The 21,083-nt window shown below is 66.4% G+C and carries 17 protein-coding genes; 15 read left to right on the top strand and 2 right to left on the bottom strand.

The window, feature by feature from the left end; all coding sequences use genetic code 11:
• Positions 1 to 69 precede the first annotated feature (69 nt).
• From D3F03_RS03305 to D3F03_RS03285, 5 genes are all read left to right on the top strand, one after another.
• On the top strand, positions 70 to 1,896 hold the full coding sequence (locus D3F03_RS03305; RefSeq protein WP_119108550.1) for an extracellular solute-binding protein: 1,827 nt from the start codon (positions 70 to 72) through the stop codon (positions 1,894 to 1,896).
• 3 nt (positions 1,897 to 1,899) lie between these two features.
• A complete protein-coding gene (locus D3F03_RS03300) occupies positions 1,900 to 2,931 on the top strand; it encodes a microcin C ABC transporter permease YejB (protein WP_119107904.1) in 1,032 nt (343 codons plus the stop codon).
• Complete coding sequence (locus D3F03_RS03295; protein ID WP_425453066.1) at positions 2,897 to 4,072, top strand: ABC transporter permease; 1,176 nt, start codon at positions 2,897 to 2,899, stop codon at positions 4,070 to 4,072. The genes D3F03_RS03300 and D3F03_RS03295 overlap by 35 nt, the downstream gene beginning before the upstream one ends.
• Positions 4,069 to 5,700: an ABC transporter ATP-binding protein gene (locus tag D3F03_RS03290; RefSeq protein WP_119107902.1), complete on the top strand. Its 1,632-nt coding sequence runs from the start codon at positions 4,069 to 4,071 to the stop codon at positions 5,698 to 5,700. The genes D3F03_RS03295 and D3F03_RS03290 overlap by 4 nt, the downstream gene beginning before the upstream one ends.
• Before the next feature lie 220 nt (positions 5,701 to 5,920).
• Positions 5,921 to 7,084, top strand: a complete 1,164-nt coding sequence (locus D3F03_RS03285) for a DUF4382 domain-containing protein (protein ID WP_119107901.1) — start codon at positions 5,921 to 5,923, stop codon at positions 7,082 to 7,084.
• Positions 7,085 to 7,318: 234 nt separating this feature from the next.
• On the opposite strand, the gene D3F03_RS03280 is transcribed toward D3F03_RS03285, so the two are convergent.
• The gene (locus D3F03_RS03280) at positions 7,319 to 7,594 is read right to left on the bottom strand and encodes a metal/formaldehyde-sensitive transcriptional repressor (protein ID WP_119107900.1); all 276 of its coding nucleotides are present in this window, start codon (positions 7,592 to 7,594) and stop codon (positions 7,319 to 7,321) included.
• 65 nt (positions 7,595 to 7,659) lie between these two features.
• On the opposite strand from D3F03_RS03280, the gene dmeF reads away from it, so the two are divergent.
• Positions 7,660 to 8,607 (top strand): CDF family Co(II)/Ni(II) efflux transporter DmeF, encoded by a 948-nt coding sequence (gene dmeF, locus D3F03_RS03275; protein WP_119107899.1) that lies wholly within the window; start codon positions 7,660 to 7,662, stop codon positions 8,605 to 8,607.
• 92 nt (positions 8,608 to 8,699) lie between these two features.
• Positions 8,700 to 9,653, top strand: a complete 954-nt coding sequence (locus D3F03_RS03270) for a cation diffusion facilitator family transporter (protein WP_119107898.1) — start codon at positions 8,700 to 8,702, stop codon at positions 9,651 to 9,653.
• A 6-nt stretch (positions 9,654 to 9,659) separates the two neighbouring features.
• Here the strand turns inward: D3F03_RS03270 and D3F03_RS03265 are convergent, their stop codons facing one another.
• Complete coding sequence (locus D3F03_RS03265; protein WP_425453065.1) at positions 9,660 to 12,341, bottom strand: cation-translocating P-type ATPase; 2,682 nt, start codon at positions 12,339 to 12,341, stop codon at positions 9,660 to 9,662.
• Positions 12,342 to 12,763: 422 nt separating this feature from the next.
• Here D3F03_RS03265 and D3F03_RS03260 point away from each other — a divergent pair, with 422 nt between their 5' ends.
• From D3F03_RS03260 to arsA, 8 genes are all read left to right on the top strand, one after another.
• Positions 12,764 to 14,314, top strand: coding sequence for an RNB domain-containing ribonuclease (locus D3F03_RS03260; RefSeq protein ID WP_199665398.1), 1,551 nt, complete (start codon positions 12,764 to 12,766; stop codon positions 14,312 to 14,314).
• A 125-nt stretch (positions 14,315 to 14,439) separates the two neighbouring features.
• The gene (locus D3F03_RS03255) at positions 14,440 to 15,681 is read left to right on the top strand and encodes an MFS transporter (protein ID WP_119107896.1); all 1,242 of its coding nucleotides are present in this window, start codon (positions 14,440 to 14,442) and stop codon (positions 15,679 to 15,681) included.
• Positions 15,682 to 15,703: 22 nt separating this feature from the next.
• Positions 15,704 to 17,176, top strand: a complete 1,473-nt coding sequence (locus D3F03_RS03250; RefSeq protein ID WP_119107895.1) for an RNB domain-containing ribonuclease — start codon at positions 15,704 to 15,706, stop codon at positions 17,174 to 17,176.
• An 86-nt stretch (positions 17,177 to 17,262) separates the two neighbouring features.
• Entirely contained in the window at positions 17,263 to 17,832 is a 570-nt protein-coding gene (locus D3F03_RS03245; protein ID WP_119107894.1) for a hypothetical protein, read from the top strand.
• A 92-nt stretch (positions 17,833 to 17,924) separates the two neighbouring features.
• Positions 17,925 to 18,263 carry an ArsR/SmtB family transcription factor gene (locus tag D3F03_RS03240; protein WP_119107893.1) on the top strand — a complete coding sequence of 113 codons (339 nt, stop codon included), beginning with the start codon at positions 17,925 to 17,927 and terminating at the stop codon, positions 18,261 to 18,263.
• 56 nt (positions 18,264 to 18,319) lie between these two features.
• Entirely contained in the window at positions 18,320 to 18,820 is a 501-nt protein-coding gene (locus D3F03_RS03235; protein ID WP_119107892.1) for an arsenate reductase ArsC, read from the top strand.
• Between the two features lie 35 nt (positions 18,821 to 18,855).
• Complete coding sequence (arsD, locus tag D3F03_RS03230) at positions 18,856 to 19,218, top strand: arsenite efflux transporter metallochaperone ArsD (protein WP_119107891.1); 363 nt, start codon at positions 18,856 to 18,858, stop codon at positions 19,216 to 19,218.
• A 13-nt stretch (positions 19,219 to 19,231) separates the two neighbouring features.
• Positions 19,232 to 21,076 carry an arsenical pump-driving ATPase gene (arsA, locus tag D3F03_RS03225; protein WP_119107890.1) on the top strand — a complete coding sequence of 615 codons (1,845 nt, stop codon included), beginning with the start codon at positions 19,232 to 19,234 and terminating at the stop codon, positions 21,074 to 21,076.
• The last annotated feature ends 7 nt before the right edge of the window (positions 21,077 to 21,083 follow it).

Raw genomic sequence — 21,083 nt, 5'->3', positions numbered from 1 at the left:
TGGCCAGGGCAGGGTTTGCCGCATGCCTTGTGGGGCGGGAGCCTTGCCAGCGTGGTGCAGAATTCTCGCATGCGAATCTGGCTGATCTTCCTGTCCTGCTGGCTGGCGCTGCCGGCCTGGGCAGCGCATGCGTATGCGCTGTGGGGCGAGCCGCTGTATGCGCCCGGATTCACGCACTTCGCCTATGTGAATCCTGATGCTCCCAAGGGTGGCGAGTTGCGCCTGGTGAGCAACCAGCGCACCTCCACCTTCGACAAATACAACCCCTTCACCATGCGCGGCGCGGCGCCGGCCTACCTGACCGAGCTGATGTTCGACAGCCTGCTGACCGGCTCGCTGGATGAAACCGCCACCGGCTACGGCCTGCTGGCCGAAGACGTGAGCGTGGCGAGCGATGGCCTCTCGGCCACCTTCCGTCTGCGGCCCGAGGCGCGCTTTCACAACGGCGACCCGGTGCTGGCGCAGGACGTGGCCTGGACGTACGAGACGCTGGTGGGGCCCTTCACCTCGCCCGCCTACAAAACACTGCTGATCGACGTGGCGGGTGTGGATGTGGTGAACGACCGCACCGTGCGCTTTCGTTTCAAGAAGCCCAACCGCGAACTGCCACTGACCGTCGGCGGCCTGCCCATTTTCAGCCGTGCCTGGGGCAGGGAGAACGGCAGGTCCAAACCCTTCGACCAGGTGGTGACCGACATTCCGATCGGCAGCGGGCCTTACAAAATCGGCCCGGTGCGCTTTGGCAAGGACATCACCTACGTGCGTGACCCGAACTACTGGGCGCGCGACCTGAACGTGCGACGCGGCCAGAACAATTTCGACCGCATCGAAGTGAAGATCTACAAGGACGCCACGGCCCGGCTCGAAGCGTTGAAGGCGGGCGAATTCGACCTGATGCGTTTCTTCAGCGCGGGCGATTGGGCCCGGCGCGTGAACGGCAAGAAGTTCGACACGGGCGAGTTGGTGAAGGGCGAATTCGCGCACAAGCTTCCCACGGGGTTTCAAAGCTATGTGCTCAACACGCGCCGGCCTTATCTGCAAGATGAGCGCGTGCGCGAGGCCTTGGGCCTGGCAATCGATTACGAGTGGATGAACCGCCAGCTCTTCTATGGGGCCTATCAGCGCGTGCACGGCCTGTTTGGCAACACCGCTTGCGAGACGCACGGTAGCCCCTCGTCCGAGGAACTGGCGCTGATGGAGCCCTGGCGCAAGAGCATTCCCGCTGCTGCGTTCGGTCCCATGCCGCAGCCCCCGCGCACCGATGGCGACCACAGTTTGAGAGACAACCTGCGCCATGCGAAAACCCTGCTGAATGAGGCAGGCTGGGCCGTGAAAGACGGGCTGCTGCGCAACGCTCAGGGCGAGCCCATGGTGCTCGAATACATGGACAGCAACGAAGGTGGCGTGCGCACCGTCTCACCCTGGATGCGCAATCTGGAAAAGCTCGGCATCACGCTCAAGTTTCGCTCGGTGGATTTCGCGCTGTACCAGGAGCGGCTGCAGAAGTTCGATTTCGACATCACGTCGATTGCGTACCAGGGCACCAACAACCCCGGCCAGGAATTCGCCGACCTGTTTGGCAGCAAGGCCGCTGACACGGAGGATTCTGGCAACTTCGCCGGGGTGAAGAGCCCGGCGGTCGATGCCATGATCAGCGCCATGACCAGCGCCAAAACGCAGCAACAGTTGCTGCCCGCCTGCCATGCACTCGAACGCACCATCGTGGCCGGCCATTACCTCATCCCGCAGTGGAGCGCGGGCACGCACCGCATGGCTTACAACGCCTGGCGCCTGGCCAAGCCAGACGTGGTGCCGCCGTATTCTCCGGGCGAAACCTGGGTGATCGACACCTGGTGGGTACGCATTCCACCTCAGACCGAACCCAGCCCGCGCTAAGCCATGTTCGCCTACATCCTCAAACGCATCCTGCTCATGCTGCCCACACTGCTGGGCGTACTGATGCTCACCTTCGCCGTGGTGCAGTTCGTGCCCGGCGGGCCGGTGGAGCAGTACCTCGCCGAGGCCAAAGCGGGCGCAGGGCGGGCGGGCGCAGAGGGCGGCGGGCTGGGCTACCGCGGCGCGCAGGGCGTGGACCCCAAGCGCCTGGAGCAAATCAAGAAGTTGTATGGCTTTGACAAACCGCCGATGGAGCGTTTTGTCCAGATGCTGGGCCAGTTCGCGCGCTTCGATCTCGGGCGCAGTTTTTTCCAGAACAAGGACGTGTGGCAACTGGTGAAGGAAAAGATGCCAGTGTCCATCAGCCTGGGCCTGTGGACTTTTTTCATCAGCTACCTGGTCGCCGTGCCGCTGGGCGTGGCCAAGGCCGTGCGGGCGGGTTCCCGCTTCGATCTGGTCACGACGCTGCTGATTTTGGTCGGCTATGCCATTCCGGGTTTTGTGCTTGGTGTGGCACTGCTAGTCATATTCGGCGGGCAGTTGCAGTGGTTTCCGCTGCGCGGGCTGACGTCGAGCAACTGGGACGAGCTGGGTTGGGGCGCGCGCATCGCGGACTACCTCTGGCATATCACGCTGCCCATCATCGCCATGGTGGCGGGCAGCTTTGCGGTGACGGCCATGTTGACCAAGAACGCCTTCCTGGAAGAGATTCGCAAACAGTATGTGCTGACCGCGCGTGCCAAGGGCCTGTCTGAACGCCAGGTGCTGTGGAAGCATGTGTTTCGCAATGCGCTGATCCCCATCATCACGGGGTTTCCGGCGGCGTTCATTGGCGCGTTTTTCACGGGGTCGCTGCTGATCGAAACGCTGTTTTCGCTCGATGGCCTGGGGCTGCTGAGCTACGAGAGCGTGATCCGGCGCGACTACCCGGTGGTGATGGGCACGCTGTACCTGTTCACGCTGATCGGCCTGGTCACCAAGCTGATTTCCGACCTCTGCTATGTGTGGGTGGACCCGCGTGTCAAATTCGATTAGCCCCCCTGCATCGGCCGAAGGCCGCCTTCGCACCGCAGGGGGGGCGCCCCTGGCGGCAGGACAAAGCCCGATCCGTGGGGGCGCTGGCGATGGCGCTGTGGCGGCGTCGGCGCCGCCGTCCTTGTCGCCCAGCCGCCGCGCCTGGCTGCGCTTCAAGCGCAACCGTCTGGGCTACTGGAGCCTGGTGATTTTCGTGGTGCTGGTGGCGGTGAGTCTGTGTGCCGAGCTGGTCAGCAACGACCGGCCGCTGGTGGTGCGCTACGAAGGGCAGCTCTACTTTCCCATGCTGAAGGACTACCCCGAGACCACTTTCGGCGGCGATTTTTTGACCGCCACCGACTATCTGGATCCGTACATTCGAAAGAAGTTGAAGGAAGGCAGCAACTGGGCGCTGTTCACGCTCAACCCCTACGGCCCGAACACGCTGAACTATTTTGCCAAAGAGCCCAATCCCTCAGCGCCCACGACCGAGAATTGGCTGGGCACGGACGACCGGGGGCGCGACCTTGCGGCACAGTTGCTCTACGGCTTTCGCGTCAGCGTGCTGTTTGCACTGGCGCTCACCGCCACCGGCGTGCTGCTGGGCATGGTGACGGGCGCCATCCAGGGCTTCTTTGGCGGCAAGACGGACCTGGCGTTCCAGCGCTTCATCGAGATCTGGGGTTCCATGCCCGAGCTGTATCTGCTGATCATCTTCAGCGCAGTGCTCGCGCCCAGCATTGGGCTGCTGCTGGTTTTGCTGAGCCTGTTTGGCTGGATGGGCCTCTCGGACTACGTGCGCGCCGAGTTCCTGCGCAACCGCCAGCTCGATTACGTCAAGGCCGCGCGGGCGCTGGGCGTGGGCAACGGGCAAATCATCTGGCGCCACATCCTGCCCAACAGCCTGACGCCCGTGGTCACGTTTTTGCCGTTTCGCATGAGCGCCGCCATCCTTGCGCTGACCTCGCTGGATTTTCTGGGCCTGGGCGTGCCGCCGGGGACGCCGTCGCTGGGCGAACTGCTCAGCCAGGGGAAGAACAACATTGATGCGTGGTGGATTTCGCTCTCCACCTTCGCCGTGCTCGTGGTCACGCTGCTGCTGCTGACTTTTATGGGCGACGCGCTGCGCGACGCGCTCGACCCCCGCAAGGCAGATAAGTGACGGCAACTTCGGCTCAGCCTTTGCTGCAAGTGCACGACCTGTGCGTGCGCTTTGGCGCCAAGGAAGTGGTGCGCGATGTGAGCTTCGAGATCGCACCCGGCGAAAAACTCGCACTGGTGGGCGAATCGGGCTCGGGCAAAACCATCACCGCGCTCAGCCTGCTGCGCCTGGCAGGCGATGCGCTGGTGCAGGGCCAGGCGCTGTTTGAGGGCCGCGACCTGCTGGCACTCACCGAGCGCGAGCTGCGCGGTGTGCGCGGTGGCGACATTGCCATGGTTTTCCAGGAACCCATGACGGCGCTCAATCCGCTGATGACGGTGGGCCGGCAGATCAGCGAAGTTTTGGAGCTAAAACAGGCGCTGACGCAGGCGCAGTCTTGGCAGGCAGCTATCGAATTGATTGCAAGCACGGGCATCCCCGAGCCTGCGCGCCGCGCCACCGCGTTCCCGCACCAGCTCTCGGGCGGGCAGCGCCAGCGCGCCATGATTGCCATGGCGCTGGCCAGCCGCCCCAAACTGTTGCTGGCCGACGAGCCCACGACGGCCCTCGATGTCACGCTGCGCGGGCAAATTCTTGACCTGCTGTCCGACCTGCAGCGCCAGACTGGCATGGCGGTGTTGCTCATCACGCACGACCTGAATCTGGTGCATCGCTTTGCCGACCGCGTGGCCGTGATGGAGCAGGGCGTGCTGGTCGAACAGGGCCCCGTGGCCGACATCTTTCGGGCCCCGCAGCACGCCTACACGCGCCGGCTCATCGCCAGCCAGCCCAAGCGCGACGTGGTGGAGGGCGCGCCGGATGCGGCCGCAAAGCCGCTGTTGCGTGCACAACACCTGCGCGTGGGCTACCCGACGCCGTTGCCGGGGGTGCGCGGCTGGTTCAAAAAGGGCGAATTCATTGCGGTGCACGGCGCCGACCTGTGCCTGTTGCCCGGCCGCACGCTGGGCGTGGTGGGCGAATCAGGGTCGGGCAAATCGACACTCGCGCAGGCTTTGCTGGGCCTGCTGCCGTACCAGGGCAGCGTCGAGGTGGTGGGCAGTGCATGGCAGGCACCCAGCGCGCGCAACACGCCCGCCAACCAGCGCTTGCGCCGGCAGATTCAGGTGGTGTTCCAGGACCCGTTCTCGTCCCTCTCGCCGCGCCTGACGGTGGAGGAAATTGCCGGTGAGGGCCTGCGCGTGCATGAACCGGCTCTGCCCTTGCCCGAGCGCCGGCGCCGGGTGGAGGCTGCGCTCGCCGAGGTAGGCCTGACAGACGCGCAATTTCCGGGCCTGCTGGCGCGCTACCCGCATGAGTTTTCGGGCGGCCAGCGCCAGCGCCTGGCGATTGCGCGGGCGCTCATCGTGCAGCCGCGCGTGCTGGTGCTCGACGAGCCCACCAGCGCGCTCGACGTCACCATCCAGCAGCAGGTGCTGGCCCTGCTGCAGCGCCTGCAGAAGGACAAGGGCTTGGGTTACCTGCTCATCACGCACGACGTGGAGGTGATCCGCGCCATGGCGCACGACGTGCTGGTCATGAAGGATGGCGAGGTGCTCGAAAGCGGCAGCGTCGGCCAGGTGCTCGACGCACCGCGCCACCCCTATACGCAGCGTCTCGTGGCGGCGGCCACGGCGTTGCCGGTGCGCTGACCGGGGCGCCGGCCGCAACAAGACGCAGGCCAAAGCCGGCGCGCCATGGTCTGCCCCCGTGCGCAGGCTGGGAGATCGTGAACACACGTTCTTACATCTGTTTCCACGCGGAGGGCGCAGTCCTACGGGTCGCGGGGTGTCGGGCCTTTATTCTATGAATGTGAAAAATTCGCATTCAATCGCACTGCCTGAAGAGTGTGCCAACCGAGAGAGACCCCTCATGACCTTATTCCGAAATATGAAGTTCACCTTGGGCGCCGCCCTGCTGGCCGGTCTGGCGGCCTGCGGTGGTGGTGGCAGCGACAGCGCCGCGGGCAGCGGCACGCTGCGTCTGGCACTGACCGATGCGCCCAGTTGCGGTTACGACGCTGTCAATGTCACCGTCACGAAAGTCCGTGTCCACCAGAACAGCAGCGCCAGCGATGCCGATGCTGGCTGGTCCGAAATCGTGCTGAACCCCGCGCGCCGGGTGGACCTCCTCGGCCTTACCAATGGCGTGTTGATGGAACTGGGCCAGGTACCGCTGCCCACGGGCAAATACACCCAGATGCGCCTGGTGCTGGCCGACAACAGCGCCACCCAGCCGCTGGCCAATTCGGTGCTGCCCACTGGCGGCCGCGAAGTGGCCCTCAAGACGCCGAGCGGCCAGCAGTCGGGTGTCAAGACCAACATCAATATCGACATCGCCGAGAACAAGATGGCCGATTTCGTGCTGGACTTCGATGCCTGCAAGTCGGTGGTGCAGGCCGGGGCGTCCGGCCAGTACCTGCTCAAGCCGGTGGTGGCGGTGATCCCGCGCTATGTGTCCGGCGTGCAAGGGTATGTGGACCCGGCCCTGAGCGCGGGTGCCACCCGCGTGTCGCTGCAGGTCAACGGCACCGTCGTGAAAGCGACCACTTCTGACAGCACCGGCAAGTTCCTGCTGCAGCCCGTGGCGCCAGGCAACTACACGCTGGTCATGGCGGCACCGGGCCATACGTCGGCCGTGGTCACCGGGGTGCCCGTGGCGGCGGAGACCGTGACACCCGTGGCCAGTGCGGCTGCGCCCGTGGCCCTGCCACCCTCGGCCAGCGCCAGCGCTACGGGCACCGCGCCAGCCGACACGCTGGTGCGCGCGCTGCAACCTCTCGCAGTGGGCACCGTGGAGATCGACGGCCAGTACGTGAACAGCGTTACGGGCGCCTATGCCTTCTCGCTGCCGGTCAGCGCCCCGCTGGTGGCCGCCTATGCCGCAGCGCCCGCGCCGCTGGTGTTCGCTGCCGACGCGTCTGCGGCCGGCCGGTACACCCTGCGCGCCAGCCTGCCGGGCTTTGCCGACAAGGACGCTGTGCTGCCCGCCCTGACCGCTGGGGGCGCCGCCACCGCCAACTTCACTTTCCCCTGAGGGGAAGCGGACAGGCAGGGCGAGCGCTCTGCACAGTGCCTGTTTTATATAAAAACGGCCTGTGGCGCTTACTGGATAAGCGCATATAGCTATTAAATAAGTAGCAATCATCGGGCCGCTCTGTGCGGCCCGATGCATTTCGGCTAAGGAGCCTCTGCACGAATTGCGTGGCAAGTGGGCGCTGCGGATCGCCCGAGGCCGCAGATGCACACGGCGCGACGATTCGTGCAGAGGCTAGCGCAGGTACGAGCGCAGCACGGCCGTGACCTGGTTCATGGCTTCGCTGCGGGCCGCCTCTGAAAGCCCTGGTGCGCCTACGTGCTCGCACAGGTGGCCTTCCAGTACCTGGGCCATCAGACCGTTGACAGCGCCGCGCACTGCCGCGATCTGCTGCAGCACGGCGGCGCAGTCGGTCTCGGCGAGCAGGGCTTTTTCCAGTGCAGCGGCCTGGCCCTGGATGCGGCGCACGCGCGCCAGCAACTGCTTCTTCCCTGCGATGGTGTGTGCCATGGTGCTTGCCCTTTTTGATACTGGGGTGGAGTATATTTCAGGCATTCTCCCGCCGCCTTCCTCCCATGCAAGCCTCTGCCCAGAACCCGGACTGGACCCATTCCCACCATTTCCACCAGGGCAACCCGCTGGCCGAACGCCATACGCGCTGGGCGATGGCCCTGACGGCGGCGATGATGGTGGTCGAGATCGCGAGCGGCTGGATCTTCAACTCCATGGCCTTGCTGGCCGACGGCTGGCACATGAGTTCGCACGCGCTGGCGCTGGGCCTGTCGGCCATGGCCTATGCGGCGGCGCGGCACTATGCGCACGACCGGCGGTTTTCCTTCGGTACCTGGAAGATCGAGGTGCTGGCGGGCTACACCAGCGCGCTGGCGCTGGTGCTGGTGGCGGGCGTGATGCTGGTGCAGTCGCTCCAGCGGCTGTTGGCGCCCCAGCCCATCCACTATGACGAGGCCATCGCCATCGGTGTGCTGGGTCTGCTCGTCAACCTGGCCTGCGCCTGGCTGCTGCGCGACGGCCACCACCATGGCCACGGCCACGGGCATTCCCATGGCCATGCGGGCCACCACCATGACCTGAACCTGCACTCGGCCTACCTGCATGTGCTGGCCGATGCGGCCACCTCGGTGCTGGCCATCGTGGCGCTGTTCGGCGGCAAGCTCTGGGGCTTCGACTGGCTCGACCCGGTGATGGGCCTGGCGGGCGCGGGCCTGGTGGCCGTGTGGGCCCAAGGGCTGCTGCGCGACGCGGGCAAGGTGTTGCTCGATGCCGAGATGGAGGCGCCGGTGGTGGAGGAAATCCGCGAGGTCATTGCGGCCAGCCCGGTGCCGGCGCGCATCAGCGATTTGCACGTCTGGCGCGTGGGCCGGGGCGACTATGCCTGCATCGTGTCGCTGGTGACGGCACCGGGTGCAGACCCGGAATATTTCAAGCAGCAGCTGCGGGTGCACGAGGAACTGGTCCATATCACGGTCGAGATCCAATCCGCCGGCGCTGGCGCTGCGGGCTGATGTTTTCTGCTATGCCACCGGCAGGCCGCCGCAGCGGCGGGGCAGAATCCCCGCGTGGCGCGAAGGCGTGCTGACACTACGGAACCCCGGCGATGAAATTCAGCGAACTTGAAGACGATACCGAGCACACCGAACACACGCCCCAGCAGCGGGCCGCCGCCGCATCGCGCAGCACCTGGGTGAGCGTGGGGGTCAATGTGCTGCTGACCTCGGTGCAGATCGTGGTGGGCGTGCTGGCCAAGTCGCAGGGCCTGATCGCCGACGGCATCCATTCGCTGTCGGATCTCGTGGCCGACTTCGTGGTGCTGTTCGCCAACCACCATGCCCAGAAAGACGCCGACGAGGGCCACCCTTACGGTCACCACCGTTTCGAGACAGCCGCCTCGCTGGTGCTGGGTCTGCTGCTGCTGGGCGTGGGCGTGGGCATGGTGTGGTCCGCGGTTGTCAAGCTGGAGAACCCCGAAACCGTACCGCAGGTGCATGTGATCGCCCTGTGGGTGGCTGGCGGCGCGCTGCTGGGCAAGGAGCTGCTGTTCCGCTACATGCTGGCCGTGGCCAAGCGCGTCAAGTCGAGCATGCTGGTGGCCAACGCCTGGCATGCGCGCTCGGACGCCGCCTCGTCGCTGGTGGTGGGTGTCGGCATCGCCGGCAATCTGGCCGGCTATCCCATCCTGGACCCGATCGCCGCGCTCATCGTCGGCTTCATGGTCGCAAAAATGGGCTGGGGGTTTGGCTGGGATGCGCTGCACGACCTCATGGACCGTTCGGTGGACGAGCAGGAGGTGCAGGCCATCCGCCAGACGCTGCTCGACACCCCTGGCGTGAGCGGTGTGCACGACGTGCGCACGCGCAAGATGGGCGACATGATCGTCGTTGATGCGCACCTGGAGGTGAATGCCGCGCTGACCGTGGAGGCCGGCCACGACATTGCCGTTGCAGCGCGCCAGCGCGTGCTGCAGCGCCACCGTGTGCTCAACCTCATGACCCATGTGGACCCGTGGCGCCTGCCCGACCTGGACCACGCCGCGCCGCCCGTGGCACGGTAGGTCGTTTTATTGGCGCAGAGCAGGCCCGGGCAACCGGGGCCGCACTAGGCGCCGTCCCGCCAGCCGCAGCAGTTCCAGCCACGCCAGGCACAGCACCAGCAGGCCCGCGGCCACCACCATGCCCTGAGATCCGGGCAAAACCAACCCCATCAGGGCGCGCAGCCATGGAATGGCCAGCACCGCAGCCAGCAGCACCAGCATGGCGGCGGTGATGCGCCACAGCCAGGGAGTGGGGGCGGTGATGCCCAGTAGCGCGGGGCGCGACAGATCGCGGTTTGCCAGAATCAACAGCATCACGCCAAGCACCAACGTGAGGAAGACCACGGTGCGGCTCTGGGCGCTGCTCCAGCCTTGGTCCGCCAGCCAGGCCTGCCCAGCCAGCAGCACGGCCGCCATGCCAATGCCTTGCAGCACGGAGTAAAGCAAGGGGCCCATGGCAAAGGGCGAGTCGGAAACAGGGCGGGGCGGCCGTTCCATGCTGCCGCTGGCTTCGGGCTCGGCTTCCAGCACGACCGCGCAGGTGGGGTCGATCAGCAACTGCAGCAGCACGATATGCACCGGCATCAGCAGCGTGGGCCATTTCAGCAGCGTGGGGCCCAGCACCAGCGCGATGATGGGGATGTGGACCGCAAAGGTGAAGCGCGTGGCTTTGCGCACGTTGTCGTCGATGCGCCGTCCCTGGCGGATCGCGGCCACGATGCGCGCAAAGCTGTCGTCCAGCAGCACCAGCGCGGCGGCCTCGCGCGCCACGTCGGTGCCGCGTTCGCCCATGGCGATACCCACGTCGGCGGCCTTGAGTGCGGGGGCGTCGTTCACGCCGTCGCCGGTCATGGCCACCACCTCGCCGCTGGCGCGCAGCAGCTGCACCAGGCGCAGCTTGTGCTGGGGCTGGAGGCGCGCGCACAGGTCCACGTGGCGCAGCCGCTCGGCAAGGGCCGCATCGTCCAGCGCTTCCAGCTCTGCGCCGGTGATGACGTCGGGGCGGTCTGACAGGCCCACCTGCTGGGCAATGGCGCGGGCCGTGGCCGGGTGGTCGCCGGTCATCATGATCACACGCACGCCGGCGCGTCGGCATTCGGCCAGCGCGGCGGGCACCTCGGGGCGGGGTGGGTCGGCCAGGGCCACCAGGCCCAGGAAGTCGAAATCGAAGTCGTGCTGGCTTTGCGGCCAGGGCGGGGGCTGGTCGGGCGCCGGGGCCTGGCCCCGCCAGCGCCCCCGCGCCACGCCCAGCACGCGCAGGCCGCGCTCGGCCATGGCTTCAACCTGGCTGCGGATCGCGCCCAGCCGCACCGCGTCGAGATGGCACAGATCGGCCACGGCCTCGGGTGCGCCCTTGGTGGCCAGCAGGTGCACGTCCGGCTCGTCGCTGGCGAACACGCGCGTCATGGCCAGGATCTCGCCCGAGAGGGCGTATTCGAACTCGGGCTCACGCCCGTCATGCACATGCTCGGTGCCTTCCAGCCACTGGTGGCCGAAATGCTGAATGGCCTTTTCCATGGGGTCGAACGGATCGCCCGGCGTCGCCAGCATGGCGAATTCGGCCAGCAGGTGAAAGTCTTCGGGCAGATGGCTGGCGCCTTCGGGGCGGAAATGCTGTTCGGGAGTGGCCAGTTCCGCCACCGCCATGCGGTTGACGGTGAGCGTGCCCGTCTTGTCCACGGCCAGCACGGTGATGGCGCCCAGTGCCTCGACGGCGGTGACGCGCCGCGTCAGGACCTTCTGGTGCGCGATGCGCCACGCCCCCAGGGCCAGGAACACGGTGAGGATGACCGGAATCTCCTCGGGCAGGATGGCCATGGCCAGGGCGATGCCCGAGAGCAGGCTCTCCAGCAGCGGCCGGCCGTTCCACCACCAGCCCAGCAGCACCTGGGCCAGCGCCAGCACTAAGGCACCGATGCCGAGGTTGCGCACCAGCCGGCGTGAGCCTTCCTGCAGCGCCGAGGGCGGCTCGGTGGTGGCCGCCAGGTCGGCGCCAATGCGTCCGACGGCTGTCTGGGCTCCGGTGGCGCACACCCGGGCCATGCCCACGCCCCGCGTGACCACGGTGCTGGCGAATAGTGCCCCCACGCTTGCCACTTCGTGTGCCGCGCTGCCCCCCAAGGGGGCTGGCCTCTCTTGGGGCGGCCCGGCGTTGGCGGCCGTCTGCTCGTTCTGTACCACGGACAGCTTGGCCACAGGCACCGCTTCGCCGGTGAGCAGCGATTCATCCACTTCGAGCTGGCCGTCGATCAGTAGGGCGTCGGCGGCGATGCGATCACCCTCATGCAGCACCAGCAGGTCATCGCGCACCACGTCGCGTCCGGCCACGCGCTGCTCCTGGCCGTCGCGGATGACCAGCGCGCGCGGTGCCGACAGATCGCGCAGGGATTCAAGGGCGCGCTGCGTCTTGCGCTCCTGTGCCAGCGTGATGCCGATGACCACGAACACGAAGCCGAGCAGGAACAGTGCCTCGCCCCGGTCGCCCAGCGCCAGGTAGATGCCGCCCGCGGCCAACAGCATCAGGAACATCGGCTCGGTGAGCACGTCCCGCACGATGGCCCAACTGGACTTGGGTGCGCTGCCGGGAAGCATATTGGGTCCGTCCGCAGCCAGGCGGCGGGCAGCCTCGGCGGCGCTCAGGCCATGGTGGGTGGCGATTGACCCGGTAGCCTCGGGTGGAGAAGGCGAGCGCGTCATTCTGGTAGGCATGGAAATCACTTCATTGGACGGGGCATGGGTCGCCGCAATTTGGCGCGGCCAGGCGTGTTGCGTGTCTCAGTGTAGGCAGCCGATCATCCGTCCTGACGGTATTGGTAGATTTTTTTGCCGGAATTGGCACCTAGCGCCTTTCAGTTCAGCGGTTCATGCTATTGTTATGATAGCAATCCCCTCTCGACCTGAATGCCATTGAATGGTGCCATCCCGGCCCCAGCCAATCGACGAAAGCAGGTTTCGGACTCCGAACGCCGGGTGATTCCATTTCTCAATCAAGCGATTCCTTTGCCGACTTCGCTTCCTGTGCTACAGCACTGTCTGCGCTTCGCCTTCGCGTGCTCGATGGATTGGGCAATGGAATAAGCGCCATGGGCGGATACCCCTTTGGTAGGCGCGTGAGGCTCTACCATTGCGGCATGAGCGAACCCTCCAGCACCGAAGCCGTTCAGGTCCATGCCACAGCGACCACCCCAGCCATTTCGCGTCGCAGCGACCTGGTGCAGCTTGCGGTGGCGGCCTTGGCCGCGCACGGCCTGGCCCCGGATTTTTCAGCCGCTGCACTGGCTGAGCTGGCCACCATTGCCGGCCCTGCGCAGGAGGCTGGGCCCAACATCCGCGACCTGCGTGCCTTGCCCTGGTGCTCCATTGACGACGACGATTCGCAAGACATCGATCAGCTCAGCTGCTGCGAGCCGTCGGGCAGCGGGTGGACGGTGTCCGTCGCCATTGCCGATGTCGATGCGCTGGTGCACAAGGGCTCGGCCATCGACCTGCAGGCGCAGCGCAACACCACTTCGGTCTACACCGCGGCCCGCGTGTTTCCCATGCTGCCCGAGCGGCTCTCCACCGACCTCAGCTCACTGGGCGCGCACCAGGACCGCCTGGCCATCGTCACGGCCATGGTGGTGGATGCGGAAGGGCAGGTGAGTGGCTTCTCCATCTGCCGCGCCCAGGTGCGCAACCAGGCCAAGCTGGCCTACAACTCTCTGGCCGCCTGGCTGGACGGCAACGGCGAAATGCCTGCCGCCGTTCGTGCCGCGCCCGGCATGGATGCACAACTGCGCCTGCAGGACGCCGCCGCCCAGGCGCTGCGCCAACGCCGCACGGCGCAGGGCGCATTGCAGTTCGAAACCTTCGAGCCGCGCGCACAGGTCGAAGGCGATCAGGTGGTGGCCATTTCGCAGCGCGAGCACAACCGCGCGCGCCAGCTGATTGAAGAATTCATGGTGGCGACCAACATCTGTACCGCGCAGTTTCTGGAGCGGCACGGCGGCTTGGCCATGCGCCGTGTGGTGCGTTCGCCCGAGCGCTGGAGCCGCGTGGTCGAGGTGGCCAAGAAATACGGCGATAGCTTGCCGGCCGAGCCCGATTCGAAGGCGCTGGAGGCCTTTCTGGAGCGCCGGCGCCAAGCCGATCCGCTGCGTTTCCCCGACCTCTCGCTCACCATCGTGCAGCTCATGGGCGCGGGCGAATACGTGATCGAGGATGCCCAGCCCGGCGTGCCGGTGGATCGCTCAAAAACCGTAGCCATCGAGGACTATGGCCACTTTGGCCTCGCGATTCGGGACTACGCGCACTCCACCGCGCCCAACCGCCGCTACCCCGACCTCATCAGCCACCGGCTCGTCAAGGCGGTGCTGGCGGGGCAGAGCGCGCCCTACAGCGTGGCCGAACTGCAGGCCCTGGCCGAGCACTGCAACCACCAGGAAAGCGCCGCCACGAAGGTGGAGCGGAGTCTGCGCAAGTCTGAGGCCGCGCTGTTCCTGCAGGACAAGATAGGCGCCGAGTTCGACGCCATCGTCACCGGCAGGAACAACCGGGGCACCTGGATTCGTACCTTGGTGCCGCCGGTGGAAGGCAAACTGGAGGGCGCCGGGGCGCAGGTGGAGGTGGGCGAGAAGCTGCGTGTCAAGCTGCTCAGCGCCGATGTGGCCCAGGGGTTTATTGATTTCGCGCCGCTTCCTTGATGCTGCCTTGCTATGGGCAGAAAAATTTCAGATAAAAATCGCCTCTAGCGCTTATACCGTATGCGCTACCAGCTATAGTTTTAATAGTATCTAACCCGGCCGCCTCTGGGCGCCGCCCGACAGACATGCACCCAGAGCCACCGCTTCCGTCCGCACCCGCAGCACCTGACTCCACGGCGCCTCCAGCGCTGGGCCAACCCAGGGCCAAGCTGCACCCCGATGTGCTCAAGCTCGGCCTGGTGAGCTTTCTCACCGACCTGAGTTCGGAGATGATTTTCTCGGTGTTCGCCGTGTTCTTCACCACGGTGGCCGGCGCATCGAGTGCGCTGCTGGGGCTCATCGAGGGGCTGGCGGATTTTTCCGCCTCCTCGCTCAACTACCTGGCCGGCTGGTTGTCGGACCGCAGCGGTCAGCGCAAGTGGTTCGCCACGGCGGGCTATGGTTTTTCTTCAGTGGCCAAACTGATTTTGCTGGTGTCTTCGTCCATTGCCGGCCTGGCGGTGTTCCGTGTGCTCGAGCGCCTGGGCAAGGGCTTTCGCGGGCCGCCGCGCGACGCCTGGCTGGTGTCGGTGGCGGGCCAGGCCACACGCGGCTATGCGCTCGGCGTACACAAGGCGCTGGACAAATCGGGCGCCGTCGTCGGCCCCCTGGTGGCCTACGGCTTGTTGAAATGGCTGGGCGAATCCGCCAGCACCTACCGCCTGCTGTTCCTGGTGGCCGTGGTGCCGGCGGTGCTCGCCGTGCTGGTGCTCATGCTCATCTCGAACGCTCCGGGCCAGCCGCATCCGCGCGAAGGCCTGCGCCAGAACTGGCAGCAGCTCAGCCCCGGCTTCAAGCGCTTCCTGCTGCCGGCCGGCGTGTTTGCGCTGGGCTACTTCAGCCTGGGCTTTTTTCTGCTGCGCGCGCACGACGTGGGCTTCAGCATGACCGACGTGGTGCTGCTCTATGCTTTGTTCAACACCACCTGCGTCGTTGTGGCGCCGCTGGTGGGACACCTGGGCGACCGGGTAGGGCGCAGCCGTATCGTGCTGCTGGGCTACGGGGCGTACGCCGGCCTGAACCTGTGGATGGTGTTTGCCGGCACGCGCTGGGAGATGATCGCGGTGTTCTGCATCTACGGCGTTTTCTATGCGATTGAAGAGTCGCAAAGCAAGGCCTTCATTGCCGATATCGAACCCGAGCGCCGCGCCACGGCCATGGGGGCCTACAACTTCGTTACGGGTTTGCTGTACCTGCCGGCCTCGCTCGTGGCCGGGGCGCTGTGGACGTTGTCCCCCAGCCTGGCGTTTGGCCTGGCGGCTGCGCTGTCGCTGGCGGCGATGGCGGTTTTTGTGCGCGTGCGGCCCGCTGCGGGTCCGGCGCACTGATCCGCTGCCCTACAGTTGCACCATGAGCCATCCACAAAACTTTCGCCGCAGCGACCTGGTTCGCATTGCCACCGAGGCTATGAAGGAGCGCGGCCTGGAACCCGAATTTCCTGCTGGCGCCCTCCAGGAACTCCATGCCATCACGGGCCCAGGCAGAGACGCCAGTTCCACCATCCGCGACCTCACGGCGCTACCCTGGTGCTCCATCGACAACGACGATTCGCTCGATCTCGACCAGCTCACCGCCTGCGCTGCCATGGGCCGCGGTGCAGTGAAGATTTTTGTCGCCGTGGCCGATGTGGACGCGCTGGTGAAGAAAAACTCCGCCATCGATGTGCATGCGCGCACCAACACCACTTCGGTCTACACCTCGGCACGGGTGTTTCCCATGCTGCCCGAGCGTTTGTCCACCAACCTGACTTCGCTCAATGCCGGGCAGAGCCGCTTGGCCATCGTCACCGAAATGCTGGTCGACCACGGTGGCGTGGTGACCCACAGCACCGTGCACCGTGCCCGCGTGCGCAACCAGGCCAAGCTGGCCTACGAGGCCGTGTCCGCGTGGATCGAGGGCGTGGGCGATTTGCCAGACGCCGCGCGCGACGTGCCGGGTATGGACGAGCAACTGCGTACGCAGGACGCCGTGGCCCAGCGCATGCGCGCACGCCGGCGCGAGCAGGGCGCGCTTGACCTGGAAACCTTCCAGCCACGCGCCGTGTTCGAGGGAGAGCGCGTGGTGGACATCGTCCAGCAGGCGCAAAACCGCGCGCGCCAGCTGATTGAAGAATTCATGATCGCCACCAACACCTGCACCGCGCAGTTCCTGGCGCAGCACGGCGCCAGCTCCCTGCGCCGGGTGGTGCGCTCGCCCGAGCGCTGGCAGCGCATCGTGGAGGTGGCCGCCAAATACGGCGAGCATCTGCCGTCGGCGCCCGATTCGCGCGCGCTGGAGGGTTTTTTGGCGCGCCGGCGCAAGGCCGACCCGCTGAGGTTTCCCGACCTCTCGTTAGTGATCGTCAAGCTCATGGGCTCGGGCGAATACGTGGTGGAACGCCCGCGCGGCGAGCCGATCGGCCACTTCGGCCTGGCGGTGCGCGACTACACCCATTCCACCGCGCCCAATCGGCGCTACCCCGACCTGATCACGCTGCGCATGGTCAAGGCGCTGCTGCAGGGCGAGCACTCGCCCTATGGCGCGGCGGAGCTGGAGCTTCTGGCCGAGCACTGCACGCAGCAGGAAGACGCAGCGCAGAAGGTGGAGCGCAGTGTGCGCAAGTCCGAAGCCGCGCTGTACCTGCAGGGGCTGGTGGGCAGAAAGTTCGACGCCGTCGTCACCGGCGCGACCGACCGCGCCACCTGGGTGCGCATCTTCGTGCCGCCTGCCGAAGGCATGCTGGTGGGCGTTGGCACCCACCTGGATGTGGGCCAGAAGCTGCGCGTCAAATTGGTGGCGACCAATGTGGAGCGGGGTTTCATCGATTTTGAGCAGATCGCCTAGTGTGCTCGGTCCCCGCCTGGACCGTTCAGGCGCTTGGTTTGCATTTGGCCCTTGGCGGCAAGGGCGCTCACCGAAGGAAATATTCCATGGAACCACACGCTACGCCCCCTGAACCCGCACCGACGCCCTGGGATGCGGAGGCGAGCATCCGCCATGCCTACCGAACGGTGCGCGTGTATGCCGGGTCGACCGAGGCTCTTACGGTGCTGCACATCGGTGCCGAGCACACGGTCGTGGCCACGGGGGAGGGCGCCGAGGCGGCCGCCACCCTCGTACTGCCGATCGGTGCGCTGAAAACGGCGCAAATGTTCTTCCGGCGCAGCCCGCCGACGCCGCTGGAAATGGAAAACGCCATTGCCACGGTGGAGGACGAAGTGATGCGCCTGGCTGCGCTGTTGCCGCCCCGTTCCACTCTGTGGTCGACGGACCCGTCGGTGCGTGACATTGCCCTGATGGCGGGCGTGGCCCCTGGCGCGTGCATGGTGCTGCCCCTGGAGCGCATGGAGCAGACTTTTGAGCGGCTGACCGCCGTGGCCGAGGGCCGCCCGGCGGTACTCGAAGGCCTGCCCGACAGCACAGCGTTTGCGGCTGTGCTGCTGATCCTGCGTGAATTCATGCACCACCTGGCTTTTTCGGCCATCCGCGTGTCGGCCTGAGAAGCGGAGCCGGTTCGTTCGGGCCGCCTGACGCCTTGTGCGCTTGGGTTCATTACGTTGCAATTATTCAATTATTATTGAATAATTGCAAAATGGAAAAAGAAACCGCTACCACTGTCTTTGAATCGCTGGCATCGGGTGTCCGGCTTGATGTCTTTCGCCTCCTCGTCAAACAAGGCCCTGAGGGCCTGGTGGCGGGCGAGATTGCGGCCGCGCTGGGGGTGCCAGCCACCAATTTGTCGTTTCACCTGAAGGCCCTCACGCAGGCCGGCCTGCTCACCGCCACACAGGAGGGGCGCTACCAGCGCTACCGCGCCCACATTCCCCTGATGGTCGAACTGATCGCTTACCTGACGGACGAATGCTGCGCAGGCCACCCCGAGGCCTGTCTGCCGGCTGGCGCCATGGCAGCCTGCACCAACCGCGCCTGACGCCCCAAAACGCAGGCCTTTTTCCACTCCACCATCCTTCGGATCGACCACAAGCCATGCGCAACGTCCTGTTTCTTTGCACCCACAACTCCGCCCGCAGCATCCTGGCCGAAGCGCTGCTTAACCACTTGGACAGCCGGGCACCCACGCGGCGCTTCCAGGCCTGGTCGGCTGGCAGCAGCCCCCGGCCCGGGCAGCAGCCGCACCCGCTGGCGCTGGAGGTTCTGCAGCGCGCCGGTATTTCTACCGAGGGCCTGCACAGCAAGAACTGGGACGAATTCGCCGCCCCGGGCGCGCCCCACATGGACCTGATCATCACCGTCTGTGACAGCGCTGCAGGCGAGGTCTGCCCCCTTTGGCCCGGCCACCCCGCCAGCGCGCACTGGGGCTATGCCGACCCGTCGGCGGGCGATGCGCCGGATGCAGTCAAGCGCGAGGCCTTCCGCCAGACGCTGCACGCCATCAAGCGCCGCCTCGAACTGCTGCTCAACCTACCGGTCGAGAAGCTGCAACAGCACCTGCTAGAGGAAACCGCACGCGGCCTGTCTTCCCACTAGGGCCTTTAACAGGCCCCAAATACCAGGAGTTCCCCATGAGCACCATCCAGATTTTTGACCCGGCCCTGTGCTGCAGCAGCGGCGTGTGCGGCACTGACGTGGACCAAGCCCTCGTCAACTTCTCCGCCGATGCCGACTGGGCGCGCCAGAACGGCGCGCAGATCGAGCGCTTCAACCTCGCGCAGCAGCCCCTGGCGTTTGCCGAGAATCCCTTGGTGAAAGGCTTTTTGCAGCGCTCGGGTCAGGAGGCCCTGCCGCTCACGCTGGTGGCGGGCGAGGTGGCGCTGGCTGGCCGCTACCCCAGCCGCAGCGATCTGGCGCGCTGGGCCGGCATCGCGCTGCCCGCTGCCGAGCCGCAGTCCACGGGCGCTTGCTGCTCGGGCGGCGCCTGCTGCTGAACCGAAAGACCCTATGAAATTTCTCGACAGCGCGCCGCGCTTTCTATTTTTCACCGGCAAGGGCGGCGTCGGCAAAACCTCGCTGGCGTGCGCCACGGCCATGCAACTGGCCGCGCAGGGCCAGCGCGTGCTGCTGGTCAGCACCGACCCGGCGTCGAACGTGGGCCAGGTGTTTGGCGTCGCCATTGGCAACCAGGTCACGGCCGTGCCCGAGGTGCCGCGCCTGTGGGCACTGGAGATCGATCCCCAGGCGGCCGCGCAGGGCTACCGTGACCGCATCGTCGGGCCGGTGCGCGGCGTGCTGCCCGACGACGTGGTCAAGGGCATTGAAGAGCAGCTCTCGGGCGCCTGCACCACCGAGATTGCCGCGTTTGACGAATTCACCGCGCTGCTGACCGACGACAGCCTGGACGCGCGCTACGAGCACATCATTTTTGACACCGCGCCCACCGGCCACACCATCCGCCTGCTGCAATTGCCGGGGGCCTGGAGCGGTTTTCTGGAGTCTGGCAAGGGCGATGCCTCCTGCCTGGGCCCGCTGGTCGGGCTGGAAAAGCAGCGCAGCCAGTACGCGGCGGCCGTGGCGGCGCTGGCCGACGGCACGCGCACCCGGCTGGTGCTGGTGGCGCGCGCGCAGCAGTCCACGCTGCGCGAAGCCGCGCGCACGCATGGCGAACTGGACGCGATCGGCCTGGGGCAGCAATTCCTGGTGGTGAACGGCGTGTTTCCGCCCGGCGAAGCGGCGCAAGACCCGCTGGCCGCCGCCATCTGCCGGCGCGAGCAGGCCGTGCTCGCCGCCATGCCGCCCGCCTTGCAGGCGCTGCCCACCGACCTCGTGGCGCTCAAGCCCTTCAACCTGGTGGGGCGCGAGGCCTTGCGCCAGTTGCTGGTGGAGACCGTACCGGCGGTGATGTCTGACGACGCTGGCGAGCAGCCACAGACCGACCTGCCGCGCCTGGCCGCGCTGGTGGATGGCATCGCCGCCGATGGCCACGGGCTGGTCATGCTGATGGGCAAGGGCGGCGTCGGCAAGACCACCCTGGCCGCCGCCGTCGCTGTGGAGCTGGCGCACCGGGGCTTTGCGGTGCACTTGTCCACGTCGGACCCGGCGGCCAACCTGGAGCAAACCCTGAGCGGTGCGCTGGAGAACCTCACCGTGAGCCGCATCGACCCGCACGAGGTGACCGAGCGCTACCGCCAGCAGGTGCTGGCAGCCAAGGGCGCCAAGCTCGACGCCGCAGGGCGCGCACTGCTCGAAGAAGACCTGCGCTCGCCGTGCACCGAAGAAATCGCCGTCTTCCAGGCCTTCTCGCGCACCATCCGCGAAGCGGGCAAGAAGTTTGTCGTGATGGACACGGCCCCCACCGGCCACACGCTGCTGTTGCTGGACGCCACCGGCGCCTACCACCGCGACATCGTGCGCCAGATGGGCAGCACAGGCGTGCACTTCACCACGCCGATGATGCAGCTGCAGGACCCCAAGCAGACCAAGGTGGTTCTGGTCACGCTGGCCGAGACCACGCCGGTGCTGGAAGCCGCCAACCTGCAGAACGACCTGCGCCGCGCCGGCATTGAGCCCTGGGCCTGGGTCATCAACAACAGCGTGGCGGCTGCTCGGGTGACCTCGCCGCTGCTGCGCCAGCGCGCCCGCAACGAGCTGCGCGAGATCGATGCCGTCATCACGCAGCACGCCACGCGCTGGGCCATCGTCCCGCTGCTGAGCGAGGAGCCCGTCGGCATTGCGCGCCTGCTGGAGCTTGCCGGATCGGCCTTCCAGGCTCAGGGAGAACGGACCGTGTCTGAGGTAGGCATAAAATCCGATAAAAATGGCCTCTCGCGCTTATTGGGTAAGCGCTAGCAGCTAT

It is taken from the genome of Simplicispira hankyongi (assembly GCF_003570885.1).
GTDB classification, from domain to species: domain Bacteria; phylum Pseudomonadota; class Gammaproteobacteria; order Burkholderiales; family Burkholderiaceae_C; genus Simplicispira; species Simplicispira hankyongi.
Note: the sequence above shows the minus strand (reverse complement) of the source record. Positions and strands in the feature narration are given on the sequence as shown.

Excerpts from the sequence above, each read along its gene's own strand:
- D3F03_RS03255 (WP_119107896.1), top strand. The coding sequence starts at position 14,440 with ATGCACCCAGAGCCACCGCTTCCGTCCGCACCCGCAGCACCTGACTCC.
- dmeF (WP_119107899.1), top strand. The coding sequence starts at position 7,660 with ATGCAAGCCTCTGCCCAGAACCCGGACTGGACCCATTCCCACCATTTC.
- D3F03_RS03295 (WP_425453066.1), top strand. The coding sequence starts at position 2,897 with ATGTGTGGGTGGACCCGCGTGTCAAATTCGATTAGCCCCCCTGCATCG.
- D3F03_RS03300 (WP_119107904.1), top strand. The coding sequence starts at position 1,900 with ATGTTCGCCTACATCCTCAAACGCATCCTGCTCATGCTGCCCACACTG.
- D3F03_RS03245 (WP_119107894.1), top strand. The coding sequence starts at position 17,263 with ATGGAACCACACGCTACGCCCCCTGAACCCGCACCGACGCCCTGGGAT.
- D3F03_RS03280 (WP_119107900.1), bottom strand. The coding sequence starts at position 7,594 with ATGGCACACACCATCGCAGGGAAGAAGCAGTTGCTGGCGCGCGTGCGC.
- D3F03_RS03270 (WP_119107898.1), top strand. The coding sequence starts at position 8,700 with ATGAAATTCAGCGAACTTGAAGACGATACCGAGCACACCGAACACACG.
- D3F03_RS03265 (WP_425453065.1), bottom strand. The coding sequence starts at position 12,341 with ATGCCTACCAGAATGACGCGCTCGCCTTCTCCACCCGAGGCTACCGGG.
- D3F03_RS03285 (WP_119107901.1), top strand. The coding sequence starts at position 5,921 with ATGACCTTATTCCGAAATATGAAGTTCACCTTGGGCGCCGCCCTGCTG.
- D3F03_RS03235 (WP_119107892.1), top strand. The coding sequence starts at position 18,320 with ATGCGCAACGTCCTGTTTCTTTGCACCCACAACTCCGCCCGCAGCATC.
- D3F03_RS03305 (WP_119108550.1), top strand. The coding sequence starts at position 70 with ATGCGAATCTGGCTGATCTTCCTGTCCTGCTGGCTGGCGCTGCCGGCC.
- D3F03_RS03240 (WP_119107893.1), top strand. The coding sequence starts at position 17,925 with ATGGAAAAAGAAACCGCTACCACTGTCTTTGAATCGCTGGCATCGGGT.
- arsA (WP_119107890.1), top strand. The coding sequence starts at position 19,232 with ATGAAATTTCTCGACAGCGCGCCGCGCTTTCTATTTTTCACCGGCAAG.
- arsD (WP_119107891.1), top strand. The coding sequence starts at position 18,856 with ATGAGCACCATCCAGATTTTTGACCCGGCCCTGTGCTGCAGCAGCGGC.
- D3F03_RS03260 (WP_199665398.1), top strand. The coding sequence starts at position 12,764 with ATGAGCGAACCCTCCAGCACCGAAGCCGTTCAGGTCCATGCCACAGCG.
- D3F03_RS03250 (WP_119107895.1), top strand. The coding sequence starts at position 15,704 with ATGAGCCATCCACAAAACTTTCGCCGCAGCGACCTGGTTCGCATTGCC.